Source organism: Streptomyces sp. NPDC001406, assembly GCF_042895285.1.
Taxonomy (GTDB): Bacteria; Actinomycetota; Actinomycetes; order Streptomycetales; family Streptomycetaceae; genus Streptomyces.
This window is the reverse complement of sequence record NZ_JBIAWG010000012.1, coordinates 1-15,927: the sequence shown is the minus strand read 5'-3', so window position 1 is coordinate 15,927 and position 15,927 is coordinate 1. Positions and strand designations below refer to the sequence as shown.

Sequence of the window (15,927 nt, the reverse complement as noted above, 5' to 3'; positions counted from 1 at the left end):
CCCGAAGGGGCGCGGGGCGGTGACGTCCCAGGCGCCGCCGCACGGACACGACCGGCCGCTGGCGGCCCGCCCGCGGTTATGGCAAAGCCCACAACGGCCAACGGGCACCCCGCGCCGCGTCAACCTCACCCCGTAATCTGTCTCCGTGGCAGAACCAAGGGACGTTGTCCGCATCCCGGATGCGAAGGTCGCCCTGTCGACGGCCTCCGTCTATCCGGAGTCGACGGCGACGGCCTTCGAGATCGCCGCACGCCTCGGGTACGACGGGGTCGAGGTCATGGTGTGGACCGACCCGGTCAGCCAGGACATCGAGGCGCTGCGCCGGCTCAGCGACTACCACCGCATCCCGATCCTCGCCGTCCACGCCCCCTGCCTGCTGATCACCCAGCGCGTCTGGTCCACGGACCCCTGGGTCAAGCTCCAGCGCGCCCGGGCGGCCGCCGAGAAGCTCGACGCCAGTACGGTCGTCGTCCACCCGCCGTTCCGCTGGCAGCGGCAGTACGCCCGGGACTTCGTCGCCGGGATCTGGCGGATGGCGAACGAGACGGACGTACGGTTCGCCGTCGAGAACATGTACCCGTGGCGCTACCGCGACCGCGAGATGCTGGCGTACGCCCCCGACTGGGACGTGACCAACGACGACTACCGCCACTTCACGATCGACCTCAGCCACACGGCGACGGCCCGCACGGACGCCCTGCGGATGATCGACCGTATGGGCGACCGTCTGGGCCATGTCCACCTCGCCGACGGCAACGGGTCGGCGAAGGACGAGCACCTGGTGCCCGGGCGCGGCAGCCAGCCCTGCGCCGAGTTGCTGGAGCGGCTCGCGCTCACCGGCTTCGACGGCCATGTCGTCATCGAGGTCAACACCCGGCGCGCCATGTCCAGCGCCGAACGCGAGGCCGACCTGGCCGAGGCCCTGGCGTACACGCGCCTGCACCTGGCCTCCGCGGCGAAGGTGCCCCGACGATGACCGGCCTCACCCCGCGCCGCACCCAGGCGAACTCCCGGCGCCGCGGCCGTCCCCCGCGCACCGAGTCCGCCGACACCCGCGACCGCATCCTGGCCGCGGCCCGCGAGGAGTTCTCCGAGCGCGGCTACGAGAAGACCTCGGTACGCGGTATCGCCAAGGCCGCCGGTGTCGACTCCGCGCTGGTCCACCACTACTTCGGCACCAAGGAGCAGATGTTCGAGGCGGCCATCGAGGTCGCCTTCGCGCCCGCGCTCAACGCGCCGAACGCGGTCGCCGACGGCCCCCTCGACGAGGTCGGCGAGCGGCTCACCCGCTTCGTCTTCGGCGTCTGGGAGAACCCCACCACCCGTGCGCCCCTGCTGGCGATCGTCCGCTCCGCGGTCAACAACGAGACCGCGGCCGCCGTCTTCCGCCACCTGGTCGCCTCCCAGCTGCTGCGCCGCATCGCCTCCCAGCTGAAGCTGCCCGACGCCGAGCTGCGCGCCGAGCTGGCGGCGGCCCAGCTGGTGGGGTGCGCGATGCTGCGGTACGTGATCAAGGTGGAGCCGCTGGCCTCGGCGGACCTGGAGCAGATCGTGGCGCGGGTGGCACCCGTGGTCCAGGGACATCTCACGGCTCTCTGACCGCCGGACGAGTCGGACCCGTCAGCCCCCTCGGACCCCTCGAACCCGTCCGACCCGTCGGACCCCCGAGACGCGCATCCCGCATTCCGGACACCTCGTCCCGAACCCTGGATGACCGGCGTACGCTCGTTGGCAATCAGAAGTCTCTCTGATCGCAGTCTCTGAAGGAGCGAGCGCGATGCCCGAGCTGAGGTCCCGCACAGTCACCCACGGCCGCAACATGGCGGGCGCCCGCGCCCTTATGCGCGCCTCCGGTGTACCCGGTGCGGACATCGGCCGGAAGCCGATCATCGCGGTCGCCAACAGCTTCACGGAGTTCGTGCCGGGGCACACCCACCTCCAGCCGGTCGGCCGGATCGTCAGCGAGGCGATCACCGAGGCGGGCGGCATCCCCCGCGAGTTCAACACGATCGCGGTGGACGACGGCATCGCGATGGGCCACGGCGGCATGCTGTACTCCCTGCCCTCCCGCGACCTGATCGCGGACTCGGTCGAGTACATGGTCGAGGCACACTGCGCCGACGCCCTGATCTGCATCTCCAACTGCGACAAGATCACCCCGGGCATGCTGCTGGCGGCCCTGCGCCTGAACATCCCGACGGTCTTCGTCTCCGGCGGACCCATGGAGTCCGGCCGCGCCACGCTCGTCGACGGCACGGTCCGCACCCTCGACCTGGTCGACGCGATCTCCGACGCCGTCAACGACAAGATCTCGGACGAGGACATTGTCCGTATCGAGGAGAACGCCTGCCCGACCTGCGGCAGCTGCTCCGGCATGTTCACCGCCAACTCGATGAACTGCCTCACCGAGGCGATCGGCCTGTCCCTGCCCGGCAACGGCTCGGTCCTCGCCACCCACACGGCCCGCAAGCGGCTGTACGTCGACGCGGCCCGCACCGTCATGGACATCACCCGCCGCTACTACGAGCAGGACGACGAGACGGTCCTCCCGCTCAACGTCGCCACCTTCGCGGCCTTCGAGAACGCCATGGCCCTCGACATCGCGATGGGCGGCTCCACCAACACGATCCTGCATCTGCTGGCGGCGGCCCAGGAGGCGGGCGTGCCCTTCGGCCTGGAGCAGATCGACGCGGTCTCGCGCCGGGTGCCCTGCCTGGCGAAAGTCGCCCCGAACGTCGCCAAGAACCGCACGTACTACATGGAGGACGTGCACCGGGCCGGCGGCATCCCCGCCCTGCTCGGCGAGCTGCACCGCGCGGGCCTGCTCAACGAGGACGTGCACGCGGTCCACAGCCCGTCCCTCGCGGACTGGCTGAAGACCTGGGACGTGCGCGGCGGCTCCCCGTCCCCCGAGGCCGTGGAACTGTGGCACGCGGCCCCCGGCTGCGTCCGCTCCGCCGAGGCCTTCTCCCAGTCCGAGCGCTGGGAGGCGCTGGACGACGACGCCGAGGGCGGCTGCATCCGCTCGGCCGAGCACGCGTACTCCAAGGACGGCGGCCTGGCCGTCCTCAAGGGAAACCTGGCCGTCGACGGCTGCGTGGTGAAGACGGCGGGCGTCGACGAGTCGATCTGGACCTTCGAGGGTCCGGCGGTGGTCTGCGAGTCGCAGGAGGAGGCCGTCGAGAAGATCCTCAACAAGCAGGTCACCGACGGCGACGTGGTGGTCATCCGCTACGAGGGCCCGAAGGGCGGCCCGGGTATGCAGGAGATGCTCTACCCGACGTCCTTCCTCAAGGGCCGCGGCCTGGGCAAGACCTGCGCCCTGATCACCGACGGCCGCTTCTCCGGCGGCACCTCCGGTCTCTCCATCGGCCACGCGTCCCCCGAGGCGGCCTCGGGCGGCACGATCGCCCTGGTCGAGGACGGCGACCGCATCCGCATCGACATCCCGGCCCGCACGATCGAGCTCCTGGTCGACGAGGCCGAGCTGGCCCGCCGCGAGCAGGCCCTGGGCGGGGCGTACGCACCGAAGAACCGCGACCGCAAGGTCTCGGCCGCGCTGCGCGCCTACGCGGCGATGGCGACCAGCGCGGACAAGGGCGCCGTCCGTGACGTGACCAAGCTGGGCTGACACTCCGGCCGCCGCAAGGGGCCGCCTCCCTCCTCGGGGGCGGCCCCTTCGCATGTCACCAGGCCGAGGGGTCTCGCGCGTCCAGAGCGAAGACGGTGCCGTCGGGGGCGGTGGCGCAGACGCGCCCGTTCTTGATCACGGGGGCGGGCAGCGCTGCCGTGACCTGCCCCGAGTTCGCGCCCAGCCGCGCCGGGGTCTGCCCGACGAGTCTGCCCTTGCGGGCGTCGACGGCGAGCAGCCGCCCGTCGCCCGCGGTGAAGAAGACGTGCTCGCCGTCGGTGACCGGCACCGAGCCGCGGGTCACCGAGGTCTCCAGATGCCACAGCGACTTGCCCGCCGCCATGTCCACGGCCTCCAGGGAGCCGCCGGTGGCCAGCAGATAGACCACGTCTCCCCGCACGGTGGCATGGGCGCCCGGCGCCGCGACGGGCAGTGCCACACGACGCGCCGCCCCGGAGCCGGGGGAGTAGCGGACGACCGCCGATGTCTCTCCGTAGACAGGGTCGACGGAGAGGAAGAAGAGCGAGCCGTCCTCGGCGCCGAAGGGCGTCAGCGTCCCCTTCAGCCGGGCATCCCACCGCACGTCACCCGTCAGCGGATCCACGGCCGTCACCCGCGTGCCCGACCCGTCGGCGGACGTGCTCGTCGCGTACGCCAGCGGGTCACCGGGGAACGAGACGAACACCGGGCGGCTCTGGCCCGCGATCCGGCCGCTCCACGTGGTGGTGCCCGACGCGGCGTCCAGCCCCGTGACCGTCCCGTCGGCAGCCGTGAGCAGGGCCGTGCCGCCCACGTAGCGCACCGTCGTGGACGCCGGCAGACGCCGCTTCCAGACCTCCTTGCCGGTGGCGGGGTCCAGCGCCGCCAGACGCGAGCCGCCGTCGGTGTAGGGCTGGATCAGACCGGCCGCCAGGACCGGGGGGCCGCTGGTCGTCCTCGTGGCCACCGAGTGCCGCCACAGCAGCTTCCCGTCGATGGGGGAGAGCGCGAAGATCACGCCGGGCTGCGCACAGAGCAGCTTCTTCGCGCCGTACGCACAGTGCGGCATCCCCGCCGCCTCGGGCGCCGGCTTGGTGTGCCACGCGCTGAAGGCGGCCGCGCCGGTACGGGGACTCGTGCTCTGCGGGGTGGGGTCGCTGCCGCCGAGCGCCTGGACCGAGGCCAGCACGGCGGCCACGGCGAGTCCGAGCGCGCCGATGCCCAGCGCCGCCTTCCGGCCCGCGCGACGCCTGGACGGCCGTTCGGCTTCCGCGGCTTTCTTCGCTTCCTCGGCCGCCGCGGTTTCCCCGCTCTCCTCGGCGTGCCCGGCCGGCTCGGCCGACCCGGCAGGGGGCTCCGGAGCAGGTCCGTCCGTCGTGCGCTGAGTGGGTATGAACGCCTGGGTGTCGTACGACGCGGCCACCGACCGCAACTCGCGCATGAGCTCGTCCGGAGTCGGCCTGTCCTCCGGCTCCTTGGCGAGACAGCGCATGACCAGCGGCGCGAGACTCTCCGGCACCCCGGTCAGGTCGGGCTCGTCGTGCACGACCTGGTAGGCGACGATGTACGGGCTGTCGGAGTCGAACGGCCCGCGCCCGGTCGCCGCGTGCACCAGCACCGACCCGAGCGCGAAGATGTCGGCGGCCGGCCCGACCTCGCGCGGCCGGCGGAACTGCTCCGGCGCCATGAAGGGCGGAGTGCCGATCAACTTGCCGGTCTCGGTGCGTAGTTCGCTGTCCTTGGGCCGGGAGATGCCGAAGTCGATGACCTTCGGCCCGTCCTCGGCGAGCAGCACGTTGCTGGGCTTCAGGTCCCGGTGCACGACCCCGACCCGGTGGATGTCGCGCAGCGCCTCCGCGAGCCCGGCCATCAGCCGGCGCAGTTGCGCGGCGGGCATCGGGCCGTTCCGCTTGACGTGATCGGACAGGGTGGGGCCGGGGATGAACAGCGTGGCCATCCAGGGCCGTTCGGCCTCCGGGTCGGCGTCGACCACGGGCGCGGTGAAGGCACCGCTCACCTTGCGGGCCGCGGCCACCTCCTGCCGGAAACGGCCCCTGAACTCGCGATCCCTGGCGAACTGGGCGTGTACGACCTTCACCGCGAGTTTCAGCCCGGAGGTGCTCCGGGCCAGGTGCACCACGCCCATGCCGCCCGAGCCGAGGCATGACTCCAGACGGTAGTGACCGGCGTACTCGGGAAGTTCCGCTTCCGCGCCCGCTCCGGTGTTGCGCTGTGGCGCCATGGGACCACCCCCCGTGCTGTTCGTCCGCGCGCGCGACGCACGGAGCCTAGTCGATGATTCGTACGAGTCAGAGGCGGCTTGCTAGCCTCCGCGTGCGTGTTGCACAAGAGCGTTTCGTGACACGCAAGAGGGGAATGAACGGGACCCCATGACAGTCATGGGGCCAACGGGGGAGGAATCGCATGTCTGTTGACCGTGTCGAAGAGGTCGAGGGAGCCGACGACGGGGAGGCCGTGGCCACCGCGGCCGCGACGGCGTCCCTGCGCTACTACTCCGTCGCCCCGGGCCTCAGGCTCAATGTCCGCAGCGGCCCGGGCACCAGCTACGGCATCGTCCGCGTCCTGCCCGAGGGCGCCAAGGTCGCGATCTACTGCCAGTCGCCGGGCACGACGGTGTCGGGCTACTACGGCACCACGAACATCTGGGACAACATCGGCAACGGCGAGTACGTCTCGGACGCCTATGTGAACACGGGCAGCGACGGCTACGTCGCCCCGCGCTGCGGCTGACCCCGTACGGAGCCCGCGGCGGCCGCGGAGCCATAATCGTCCCGTGAGCGACGAACCCGGCACCCCGGACACCCCCGCGGGCTCCACCGACGGAACCCCCGGCGGGCCCCGCCCCGAGACCCTGCGCTTCTTCGGCACGTCCTGGGTGAACCACGACAGCGGCTACGCGGGCCGGCGTGCCGCGGTGGCCGCGGGCTCGCTGGCCGCGGCCGTCGCATCCGCGTTCGTGCTCCGCTTCGCCTACCAGGGCCTGCAGATCGCCGGCACCGGCTCCTTTGTGAACGTGCTGGTCGTGGCGATGTTCGCGATCTGCAGCGCGCTGGCCTTCCGCAACACCTGGGACGGGTTCGGCAAGCGCCTCGACCCCGACCGTCAGGCCTCCCTGCGCGGGCTCCTGGCCGTCGGCTTCATCGGCTCGCTCCTCGCCTACTTCTTCCGCTCCCTCACCGAGGCTCCGGGCGAGAAGCTCCACCGCGAGGAGTACGAGAAGGCGCGCGCGGAGTACGAACGCCGCTCCTCGCGCCGCACCGGGAACCCCTCGAAGAAGCGCCGGAGGAAGTAGCCCACCGCATGCGGAAGACGCAGTGACGGCCTGTACGAACGTTCTCATCGATACCCATAAACCAACTGTGTAGCGTGATCGGCGTGCAGCTTCGGTACAGCTTCCGCCTGTACCCGAGTGCCGGTCAGCGCATGGCGTTGGCGAGAGCGTTCGGGTGTGCGCGGGTGGTCTACAACGACGCCCTCAGGGCTCGGGAGACCGCCCGCAGCCAGGGGCTGCCGTTCCCGAAGACCGGCGACCTGTCCAAGCAGCTGATCACCGAGGCGAAGAACACCCCAGAACGGGCCTGGCTCGGCGAGGTCTCGGCGGTAGTGCTCCAGCAGTCCCTGAGGGACCTGGACGCGGCGTACCGGAACTTCTTCGACGGCCTGAAGGGCAAGCGCCCCCGCATGGGCGCGCCCCGCTTCAAGTCGCGCAAGGACACCCGGCAGGCCGTCCGGTTCACCGTGAACGCCCGCTGGTCCCTCACCTCGGGCGGGAAGCTGCGGTTGCCGAAGATCGGCGACCTCAAGGTGAAGTGGTCCCGCTCCCTGCCCTCCACCCCGTCCACGGTGACGGTGGTCAAGGACAGTGCGGGCCGGTACTTCGCGTCCTTCGTCGTGGAGACCGGCCCGGAGGAGATCCCGCCCAAGGTGAGGCCCGAGGTAGGCATCGATCTGGGGCTCGGGCACTTCGCGGTCCTCTCCGACGGGACGAAGGTCGAAAGTCCGCGCTTTCTGCGCCGGGCGGAGAAGCGCCTGAAGAAGGCGCAGCGCGCCCTGTCGCGCAAGGAGAAGGGCAGCAAGAACAGGGACAGGGCCAGGGTCCGCGTCGCACGGGCGCACGCCCGTGTCGCGGACGCGCGCCGCGAGTTCCATCACCAGCTCTCCACGAGGCTGATCCGCGAGAACCAAGCGGTCGCTGTGGAGGATCTGGCGGTGAAAGGGCTCGCCCGCACGCGCCTGGCCAAGTCCGTCCACGACGCCGGATGGTCGGCGTTCGTGAGCATGCTGGAGTACAAAGCCGCCCGGTGGGGGCGCACCTTCATCCGGATCGGCCGCTTCGAGCCCACGTCTCAGGTGTGCTCGCAGTGCGGTGTGAAGGACGGCCCCAAGCCCCTGTACGTCCGCGTGTGGACCTGCGGGGCCTGCGGGACCGTCCTGGACCGGGACATCAACGCGGCGGTCAACGTCGCCAAGGCGGCCGGACTGGCCGTGTCAGCCCGTGGAGCGCAGGTAAGACCGGGACTCGTCCCGGCACCGCGCAGCGAAGCGGGAACCCACCCGACACCGCAGTCGACAACGGCGCGGTAGGCGGGAATCACCGTCCTTCAGGGCGGCGAGGATGTCAATGGTGGCCACCCACACCTGACCCTGACCCGAGGGCTGTCCGCTCGGCGGCCCACCCCTCCAGGGCCGCCGCGCACGCCCGGTCCACATACCGCAGGCCGCCCAGCTCCAGCCGGACCTCCCGGTCGCGCGGCACCGCCTCCAGCGCGTCCAGCAGCTTCGGCAGCCGCAGGAACGTCGCATGGCCCAGCACCCGCACGACGATCCCCGCCTCTCCCCGGTCCTCGCTCTCCACCTGCACATGGCCGACCTCCCACGCGGTCTTCGCCACCGCCAGTACAAGGCCGACCAGCACCCCCTCGAACAGGTTCCCGACGACGATCACGATCGCCGTCACCGCGAGCACCACCACCTCTCCCCGATGCCCGCGCCACAGTCCGCGCAGCTCCCGCACCGGCACGAGCCGGCACCCCGCATGCACCAGCAGCCCGGCCAGCGCCGCCACCGGAACCACCCCGAGCGCACCGGGCAGCAGCGCCGTGAACAGCAGCAGCCACGCCCCGTGCAGCACGCGCGACGCCTTTGTGCGGGCCCCCGCCTGCACGTTCGCCGCGCTGCGCACGATCACCGCGGTCATCGGGAGCGCACCCAGCACCCCGCACACCGCGTTCCCCGCTCCCTGCGCGATCAGCTCCTTGTCGTACTCCGTGCGCGGCCCTTGGTGCAGCCGGTCCACCGCCGCCGCGCTGAACAGGGACTCGGCGGACGCGATCAGCGCGAAGGTGACGACGGTTCCGAGCGCGCCCACTTCCGTCAGCCGGCCGAAGTCCGCCGCCTCCGGGAGCCGTACGGCATCCAGCACACCGCGCACCTCGACGCGCTGTACATCCAGATCGAGCAGCCAGGTCACCGCCGTCGCCCCGGCAACCGCCACCAGCGGCGCGGGCACCAGCCGGGCTCCCCGCCGCCAGCGCGGCCACAGCAGCAGTACGGCAATGGTGGCACCGCCCACCGACAACGCCACCGGTCCCACCCGCCCGGGCAGCGCCACCAGCCCGGCGATCTTGGCGAGCCCGCCCGCCGGAGCGGCCGCGTCCCCGAGCGCGTAGACCTGCCCGGCCACCAGCACCAGCCCGATCCCGGCGAGCATCCCGTGCACGACCCCTACCGACACCGCCCGGAACCACCGCCCGAGCCGCAGCAGTCCCAGGCTGATCTGCACCAGCCCGGCCGCGAGCACCAGCACCCCGAGCGCCTCGATCCCGTACTCCTGCACGACCTCGTACACCAACACCGTCAGCCCCGCCGCCGGGCCGCTCACCTGCAGGCTGCTGCCCGGCAGCGCCCCGGCGACCAGCCCACCCACTATTCCGGTGACCAGCCCCAGTTCGGCCGGGACACCGGAGGCCATGGCCACGCCCACACACAGTGGCAGCGCGACGAGGAACACAACGAGGGACGAGAACAGATCGGCCTTGCCTACGACACGGCGCATGACGGCAGTACCTCCGATGACGAGGGACGCGAAGCCCGTGAGGGCGTGAATGGCAGTGAAAGCCATTGTCGGTAAAGGGAGTTGGCGTTCCGCCCGATTTGTGTGCCCACCTGGTGAAGACGGGTGCGCACGAACGGACCGCACTCCTCCGGCCGCCCTGCAGCGCCTGCGTGCCACCGAACGCACCCCACTTGACGGCGACCCGCCCCACGAGCACTATTCATCGCATGATGAATTACTCGTCCGGGCCACCGGAGACCCCGGCCGTCGAGGCCGCCGCCCTCACGGTCGTCCGTGGCCCCCGCACCGTCCTGCGCGACCTCGACTTCACCGTCCCCCGCGGCCAGATCACCGGCCTGCTGGGCCCCTCGGGATGCGGCAAGTCGACCCTCATGCGCTCGATCGTGGGCACCCAGGCCAAGGTCACGGGCACCCTCCAGGTCCTCGGCCGCCCCGCCGGCGACCCCTTTCTGCGCACCCGCATCGGCTACGTCACCCAGGCCCCCTCCGTCTACGACGACCTGACGGTCCGCCAGAACCTCGCCTACTTCGCGGCGATCCTCGACCCCGGCCGCGCCGCCGCCGAACGCCGCCGCGAGCACGTCACCCGGGTCATCACCGACGTCGACCTCACCAGCCACGCCGACGCCCTCGCCGGCAACCTCTCCGGCGGCCAGCGCAGCCGCGTCTCCCTCGCGGTGGCCCTGCTCGGCACCCCCGAACTCCTGGTCCTCGACGAACCCACCGTCGGCCTCGACCCGGTCCTGCGCCGCGACCTGTGGAACCTCTTCCACGAGATCGCCGCCACCCGCGGCGCCACCCTCCTCATCTCCTCCCACGTCATGGACGAGGCCGAACGCTGCCACCGGCTCCTGCTCATGCGCGAGGGCGAGATCCTCGCCGACGACACCCCCGACGCCCTGCGCACCCGCACCGGAGCGGACACCGTCGAAGGGGCGTTCCTGCACCTGGTGGACGAGGCGGTCGCCGCAGGCCGCACCAAGGAGACAGCCCGATGAGCACCACCACCGCGCCCGCCCCCACCAGCGCCCTGAACCTCTCCCGGACCACCGCCACCGCGACCCGGGTGCTGCGCCAGCTCCGCCACGACCCGCGCACGATCGCGCTGATGATCCTCGTCCCCTGCCTGATGCTGTTCCTGCTCCGCTATGTCTTCGACGGCAGCCCCCGCATCTTCGACAACATCGGCGCATCACTGCTCGGGATCTTCCCGCTGATCACGATGTTCCTGGTCACGTCCATCGCCACCCTGCGCGAACGCACCTCGGGCACCCTCGAACGGCTCTTCGCCATGCCCCTCGGCAAGGGCGACCTCATCGCCGGCTACGCCCTCGCCTTCGGCGGCCTCGCCATCGTCCAGTCGGCACTGGCCACCGGCCTGGCCGTGTGGTTCCTGGGCCTGGACGTCACGGGCTCGGCATGGCTGCTGCTCCTGGTCGCCCTGCTCGACGCGCTGCTCGGCACCGCCCTCGGCCTGTTCGTCTCCGCCTTCGCGGCCTCGGAATTCCAGGCGGTCCAGTTCATGCCCGCGGTGATCTTCCCCCAACTCCTGCTCTGCGGCCTGTTCACCCCCCGCTCCAACATGCACCCCGTCCTGGAGGCCATCTCCGACGCCCTCCCGATGTCCTACGCCGTCGACGGCATGAACGAGGTCCTGCGCCACACGGACATGACGACGACCTTCATCCGGGACGTCCTGATCGTGGCCGGCTGCGCGGTACTGGTACTGGGCCTGGGAGCAGCCACATTGCGACGCCGGACGGTGTAACGGTTCGCTTCGAGAAGGCGTGACATTCCAGCCCGTGGGGGTACCCCCTGCTCGTAGGGCTTGGGGGAGCTTGAGGACGAGGCCGTTCAGGCCGAAGCGGGGGTCTGGGGGCGCAGCCCCCGGGCGGGGTCGAAGGGGCGGCGGCCCCTGGGAACGGGACGGGTAGGGGCGGCGGGGGCGAGAACCCTCGACGGCAACCCGACAACGAACGTCCGCCCACCGGACAACCAACCCCCACCCCTCCGCACCGGTGCGAGGATGAACCCGGACGACGCAAACCCCCGGAGGGCACCCGCACCATGACCCAGAAAGTCGCAGTCCTCGGCACCGGCAAGATCGGCGAAGCCCTGCTCAGCGGAATGATCCGAGCCGGCTGGGCCACCGCCGACCTCCTGGTCACCGCCCGCCGCCCCGAACGGGCCGAAGAACTCCGCACCCGCTACGGAGTCACCCCCGTCAGCAACGCCGAGGCCGCCAAGAACGCCGACACCCTGATCCTCACGGTCAAGCCGCAGGACATGGGCGCCCTCCTCGACGAACTCGCCCCGCACATCCCCACCGACCGCCTGGTCATCAGCGGAGCCGCGGGCATCCCCACCTCCTTCTTCGAGGAGCGCCTGGCCGCGGGCACCCCGGTCGTCCGTGTCATGACGAACACCCCCGCCCTTGTCGACGAGGCCATGTCCGTCATCTCCGCGGGCAGCCACGCCACCGCCGACCACGTCGCCCACGCCGAGGAGATCTTCGGCGCCGTCGGCAAGACGCTCCGCGTCCCCGAGTCCCAGCAGGACGCCTGCACCGCCCTCTCCGGCTCCGGCCCGGCCTACTTCTTCTACCTGGTCGAAGCCATGACCGACGCCGGCATCCTCCTCGGCCTGCCCCGCGACAAGGCCCACGACCTCATCGTCCAGTCGGCGATCGGCGCCGCGGTGATGCTCCGCGACAGCGGCGAACACCCGGTCAAGCTCCGCGAGAACGTCACCTCACCCGCGGGCACCACCATCAGCGCCATCCGCGAACTGGAGAACCACGGCGTACGAGCCGCCCTCATCGCCGCCCTCGAAGCCGCCCGCGACCGCAGCCGCGAACTGGCCTCCGGCAAGAAGGACTGACCCGGAACCGTCCCTGACGAGGGGCGGCACCTCAGCCCGCCGCGTCCACGATCTCCTTCGTGGTCAGCACCCGCGCGAAGCCGCCCCCGTGCACGGACACCGCCGACGCCCGCGCCAGCTCGTCCGCGGTGCGCCGCCAGCCGAACGGCCCCGCCAGGTCGAAGGTGTACGTCGCGTCGTACGCGACCAGCACGTCGAACCCGAGATTGCCGCCCATCCGGGCCGTCGTCTCCACGCACATATTGGTCTGGATCCCGGCCAGCACCACCTGCGCGATCCCCTGCGCCCCCAGCCAGGCCGCCAGATCCGGCGTCCCGAGGAAGGCCGAGTTCACGGTCTTCGTGATCAGCAGCTCACTGCCGGCCCCCTTCCCGCGCCGCTGCTCCACATAGTCCTTGAAGTCATTGCCCACGTACCCCGGCCGCAGCGGCGACTGCGGCTTCGGCGAGTCGTGCCGCACGAAGACGACCGGCCGCCCCGTCGACTGCCACTCGTCGATCAACGAGGCGATGTTGTCGTCCGCCCCGGGGTTGTTGCGCGGCCCCCAGAACTCGGCCTCCTCGAAGCCCTTCTGAACGTCGACGACCACCAGTGCTGCGTTCTCTGCGATCTCCATGCCCTCGATCCTGCCGCCGCGGGCCCGCCCGCCCCAGAAGGGCAGAAGACAGCGATCGATGGTTTACTGCCACACGTGACCACAGCCCCGTACCGCGTGGCCCTCGTCGCCTTCCCGGGCATCCGCGCCTTCGACGTCTCCGTCATCACCGAGGTCTGGGGCACCGACCGCACCGACCGCGGCGCCCCCGCCTTCGACCTGCGCAGAGTCGCCACCGACAGCACCACCCCCATCCCCATGCGCGGCGGCTTCGCCCTGCACGCCGACCGCACCCTCAACTGGCTGAACCGAGCCGATCTCATCGTCGTCCCCGGCCTCGACGACCACCTCACTCCCGCACCCGCCCCCGTCCTCGACGCCCTCCGCCGCGCCCACGCCCGCGGCACCACCCTCGCCGCCCTCTGCGGCGGCGCCTTCACCCTCGCCCAGGCAGGCCTGCTCGACGGCCGCCGAGCCATCACCCACTGGAACCTCGTCGAGCTCCTGCGCGCGCACCACCCCCGTGTCGCTGTCGTCCCCGACGCCCTCTTCATCGAGGACGACAACATCTGGACCGCCGCCGGCACCGCGGCCGGCATCGACCTCTGCCTCCACCTCGTCCGCCGGTCCCACGGCGTCGAGGCGGCCGCCACCATCGCCCGCTCGATGGTCACCGCCCCCTTCCGCACCGGCACCCAGGCACAGTTCATCGAGCACCCCACCCCGCGCGCGGACCGCGACGCCGACACCCTCGCCGCCGTACAGGAACACGCCCTGCGCCGCCTCCACGAACCGCTCACGGTCGCCGACCTGGCCGCCCGCGCGGGCATGTCGCCGCGCTCCTTCGCCCGCCACTTCACGGCCGCCACCGGCACGACACCGCTGCGCTGGCTCCTGGACCAGCGCATCGCCGCGGCCCAGAAACTCCTCGAACGCACCGACCTGCCCATGCCCGAGGTCGCCCGCCGCGCCGGCTTCGGCAGCGAGGTCACGATGCGCCAGCACTTCGCATCGCGCCTCGCCACCAGCCCGCGCGCCTACCGGGCCGCGTTCAGCGCGGGCTCCGCCACCGGCGGCAACAGCCCGATCGCCCGATAGGCGGTATCGACGGTCGGCCGCGCCATCGCCCGAGCCTTCTCCGCACCATGCCGCAGCACCTCCTCCACATATCCCGGGTCGGCACACAACTCCTTGTGCCTGGCCTGCACGGGCCTGAGAACCTCGACCACCGCCTCCGCGGTGTCCTTCTTCAAAGCGCCGTACGACTGATGAACGTCCACCAGTGACTCAGGGTTCCCACCCGTGCACGCAGCGAGAATCTCCAGCAGATTCGTCACCCCCGGCCGCCCCTCCCGGTCGTACACGACCTCCCGCCCGCTGTCGGTCACGGCCCGCATCACCTTCTTGCGCACCACGTCCGGCTCGTCGAGCAGATAGACGATGCCCGGCCCCGAGTCGTCCGACTTCCCCATCTTCGACGTCGGCTCCTGAAGGTTCATCACCCGGGCGGCCACCCGCGGAAGCGTCGCCTTCGGCACCACGAACGTGTGCCCGTACCGCTGGTTGAAGCGCACTGCCAGATCCCGGGCCAGCTCCACGTGCTGCGCCTGGTCGTCCCCCACCGGCACCTCGTCCGCCCCGTACGCCAGGATGTCCGCCGCCATCAGCACCGGATACGTCAGCAAGGACAGCCGCACACTCCCGCCCCTGACCCGCTCCCGCGCGGCCTTCTCCTTGTACTGGATCATCCGCCGCATCTCGCCGTCGGTCGCCACGCACTCCAGCACGTACGACAGCCGCGCGTGTTCGTCCACATGACTCTGTACGAACACGGTGCACAGCTCGGGATCGAGCCCCGCCGCGAGCAACAGCGTCGCCCCCTGACGAGTGAGCCTGCGCAACCGTGCCGGATCGTGGTCCACGGTCATGCCGTGCAGATCGACGATGCAGAACACCGCATCGGCCTGGTGCTGGTCCACCGCGGCCCACTGCCGCATGGCTCCCAGGTAGTTCCCCAGCGTCAGGTGCCCGGTCGGCTTGATCCCGCTGAATACCCGTGTCATCCCTGCTCCACCTCCTGGTCGAGACCGCCGTCCCGGCCGGCCGGCCCTCAGGAGCCCTGGAGGGGGATACGAGAACGGCCGCCGAGGCGGCGGCCGTTGAGTACATACGTGAGTACGGCCGCCGTCAGGCGGCCCACCACAGCTGGGTGCACGTACGCGTCATCACGTCGACCAGCGTACGCCCCTGGGGCGTCACCTGGCCGTGAGTTGACACACCCCAACCGGATACGTAGTGTTCTCCGAGTTGTCCGACGTGAGCACCGACTCCGGTCGGTCCCCGGACAGCCATTCCGCAGGTACCAACCATCAATCGGCGATCCGTCGCCGAGTGCTTTGGCGTGCGTATTTGCGAAATGAGGAATCCGCGTTCGAAAGGGCGCGGGGCCCGATTAGCTCGGGCGCCGGGAATCCGCTAAAGTCTCACTCGTCGGAACGGCCCAACGGCCGCGAAGGCAAATCCCGCTGACTGGGAATCAGGCCCGAAAGGATCTGATAGAGTCGGAGTCGCCGGAAAGGGAAGCGCGAGAGCGGAAACCTGGAAAGCGCCGAGGAAATCGGGTCGAGAAAAGATCTGATAGAGTCGGAAGCGCAAGACCGAAGGGAAGCGCCCGGAGGAAAGCCCGAGAGGGTGAGTACAAAGGAAGCGTCCGTTCCTTGAGAACTCAACAGCGTGCCAAAAGTC

The 15,927-nt window shown here is 70.9% G+C and carries 15 protein-coding genes; 11 read left to right on the top strand and 4 right to left on the bottom strand.

Annotated elements, in window-relative coordinates:
- Positions 1–145: 145 nt before the first annotated feature.
- The 3 genes from ACFY1J_RS27835 (at position 146) to ilvD (ending at position 3,631) form a co-directional block, all read left to right on the top strand.
- Entirely contained in the window at positions 146–976 is an 831-nt protein-coding gene (locus ACFY1J_RS27835) for a sugar phosphate isomerase/epimerase family protein (protein WP_390711617.1), read from the top strand.
- Positions 973–1,599, top strand: coding sequence for a TetR family transcriptional regulator (locus ACFY1J_RS27830; protein ID WP_390732181.1), 627 nt, complete (start codon positions 973–975; stop codon positions 1,597–1,599). The genes ACFY1J_RS27835 and ACFY1J_RS27830 overlap by 4 nt, the downstream gene beginning before the upstream one ends.
- Before the next feature lie 178 nt (positions 1,600–1,777).
- On the top strand, positions 1,778–3,631 hold the full coding sequence (gene ilvD, locus ACFY1J_RS27825; protein ID WP_390711615.1) for a dihydroxy-acid dehydratase: 1,854 nt from the start codon (positions 1,778–1,780) through the stop codon (positions 3,629–3,631).
- Positions 3,632–3,686: 55 nt separating this feature from the next.
- Here the strand turns inward: ilvD and ACFY1J_RS27820 are convergent, their stop codons facing one another.
- Positions 3,687–5,852, bottom strand: coding sequence for a serine/threonine-protein kinase (locus ACFY1J_RS27820; protein ID WP_390732180.1), 2,166 nt, complete (start codon positions 5,850–5,852; stop codon positions 3,687–3,689).
- A gap of 182 nt (positions 5,853–6,034) precedes the next feature.
- Here ACFY1J_RS27820 and ACFY1J_RS27815 point away from each other — a divergent pair, with 182 nt between their 5' ends.
- From ACFY1J_RS27815 to ACFY1J_RS27805, 3 genes are all read left to right on the top strand, one after another.
- Entirely contained in the window at positions 6,035–6,361 is a 327-nt protein-coding gene (locus tag ACFY1J_RS27815) for an SH3 domain-containing protein (RefSeq protein ID WP_263211155.1), read from the top strand.
- A 43-nt stretch (positions 6,362–6,404) separates the two neighbouring features.
- Entirely contained in the window at positions 6,405–6,923 is a 519-nt protein-coding gene (locus tag ACFY1J_RS27810; protein ID WP_390711613.1) for an EamA/RhaT family transporter, read from the top strand.
- A gap of 83 nt (positions 6,924–7,006) precedes the next feature.
- On the top strand, positions 7,007–8,215 hold the full coding sequence (locus ACFY1J_RS27805) for an RNA-guided endonuclease InsQ/TnpB family protein (RefSeq protein WP_390711612.1): 1,209 nt from the start codon (positions 7,007–7,009) through the stop codon (positions 8,213–8,215).
- A gap of 34 nt (positions 8,216–8,249) precedes the next feature.
- Here ACFY1J_RS27805 and ACFY1J_RS27800 read toward each other — a convergent pair whose 3' ends face one another.
- Complete coding sequence (locus ACFY1J_RS27800) at positions 8,250–9,686, bottom strand: SulP family inorganic anion transporter (RefSeq protein ID WP_390711611.1); 1,437 nt, start codon at positions 9,684–9,686, stop codon at positions 8,250–8,252.
- Positions 9,687–9,913: 227 nt separating this feature from the next.
- Here ACFY1J_RS27800 and ACFY1J_RS27795 point away from each other — a divergent pair, with 227 nt between their 5' ends.
- From ACFY1J_RS27795 to proC, 3 genes are all read left to right on the top strand, one after another.
- Positions 9,914–10,705 (top strand): ABC transporter ATP-binding protein, encoded by a 792-nt coding sequence (locus ACFY1J_RS27795; protein ID WP_390711610.1) that lies wholly within the window; start codon positions 9,914–9,916, stop codon positions 10,703–10,705.
- Positions 10,702–11,475 carry an ABC transporter permease gene (locus ACFY1J_RS27790; protein ID WP_390711609.1) on the top strand — a complete coding sequence of 258 codons (774 nt, stop codon included), beginning with the start codon at positions 10,702–10,704 and terminating at the stop codon, positions 11,473–11,475. Before ACFY1J_RS27795 ends, ACFY1J_RS27790 begins: the two co-directional genes overlap by 4 nt.
- A gap of 299 nt (positions 11,476–11,774) precedes the next feature.
- Complete coding sequence (proC, locus tag ACFY1J_RS27785) at positions 11,775–12,587, top strand: pyrroline-5-carboxylate reductase (protein WP_390732179.1); 813 nt, start codon at positions 11,775–11,777, stop codon at positions 12,585–12,587.
- Positions 12,588–12,618: 31 nt separating this feature from the next.
- Here the strand turns inward: proC and ACFY1J_RS27780 are convergent, their stop codons facing one another.
- On the bottom strand, positions 12,619–13,203 hold the full coding sequence (locus ACFY1J_RS27780; RefSeq protein ID WP_390732178.1) for a cysteine hydrolase family protein: 585 nt from the start codon (positions 13,201–13,203) through the stop codon (positions 12,619–12,621).
- Positions 13,204–13,278: 75 nt separating this feature from the next.
- On the opposite strand from ACFY1J_RS27780, the gene ACFY1J_RS27775 reads away from it, so the two are divergent.
- Positions 13,279–14,280 carry a GlxA family transcriptional regulator gene (locus ACFY1J_RS27775; protein WP_390732177.1) on the top strand — a complete coding sequence of 334 codons (1,002 nt, stop codon included), beginning with the start codon at positions 13,279–13,281 and terminating at the stop codon, positions 14,278–14,280.
- On the opposite strand, the gene trpS is transcribed toward ACFY1J_RS27775, so the two are convergent.
- On the bottom strand, positions 14,220–15,245 hold the full coding sequence (gene trpS, locus ACFY1J_RS27770; protein WP_390732176.1) for a tryptophan--tRNA ligase: 1,026 nt from the start codon (positions 15,243–15,245) through the stop codon (positions 14,220–14,222). The genes ACFY1J_RS27775 and trpS overlap by 61 nt on opposite strands.
- On the opposite strand from trpS, the gene ACFY1J_RS27765 reads away from it, so the two are divergent.
- A complete protein-coding gene (locus tag ACFY1J_RS27765; protein ID WP_390732175.1) occupies positions 15,239–15,451 on the top strand; it encodes a hypothetical protein in 213 nt (70 codons plus the stop codon). The two genes, trpS and ACFY1J_RS27765, sit on opposite strands and share 7 nt — an antisense overlap.
- Positions 15,452–15,927: the final 476 nt, after the last annotated feature.

Coding starts and splice junctions, on each gene's coding strand:
- ACFY1J_RS27790 (WP_390711609.1), top strand. CDS start 10,702: ATGAGCACCACCACCGCGCCCGCCCCCACCAGCGCCCTGAACCTCTCC.
- ACFY1J_RS27830 (WP_390732181.1), top strand. CDS start 973: ATGACCGGCCTCACCCCGCGCCGCACCCAGGCGAACTCCCGGCGCCGC.
- ACFY1J_RS27820 (WP_390732180.1), bottom strand. CDS start 5,852: ATGGCGCCACAGCGCAACACCGGAGCGGGCGCGGAAGCGGAACTTCCC.
- ACFY1J_RS27795 (WP_390711610.1), top strand. CDS start 9,914: ATGATGAATTACTCGTCCGGGCCACCGGAGACCCCGGCCGTCGAGGCC.
- ACFY1J_RS27815 (WP_263211155.1), top strand. CDS start 6,035: ATGTCTGTTGACCGTGTCGAAGAGGTCGAGGGAGCCGACGACGGGGAG.
- ilvD (WP_390711615.1), top strand. CDS start 1,778: ATGCCCGAGCTGAGGTCCCGCACAGTCACCCACGGCCGCAACATGGCG.
- trpS (WP_390732176.1), bottom strand. CDS start 15,245: ATGACACGGGTATTCAGCGGGATCAAGCCGACCGGGCACCTGACGCTG.
- ACFY1J_RS27780 (WP_390732178.1), bottom strand. CDS start 13,203: ATGGAGATCGCAGAGAACGCAGCACTGGTGGTCGTCGACGTTCAGAAG.
- ACFY1J_RS27800 (WP_390711611.1), bottom strand. CDS start 9,686: ATGCGCCGTGTCGTAGGCAAGGCCGATCTGTTCTCGTCCCTCGTTGTG.
- proC (WP_390732179.1), top strand. CDS start 11,775: ATGACCCAGAAAGTCGCAGTCCTCGGCACCGGCAAGATCGGCGAAGCC.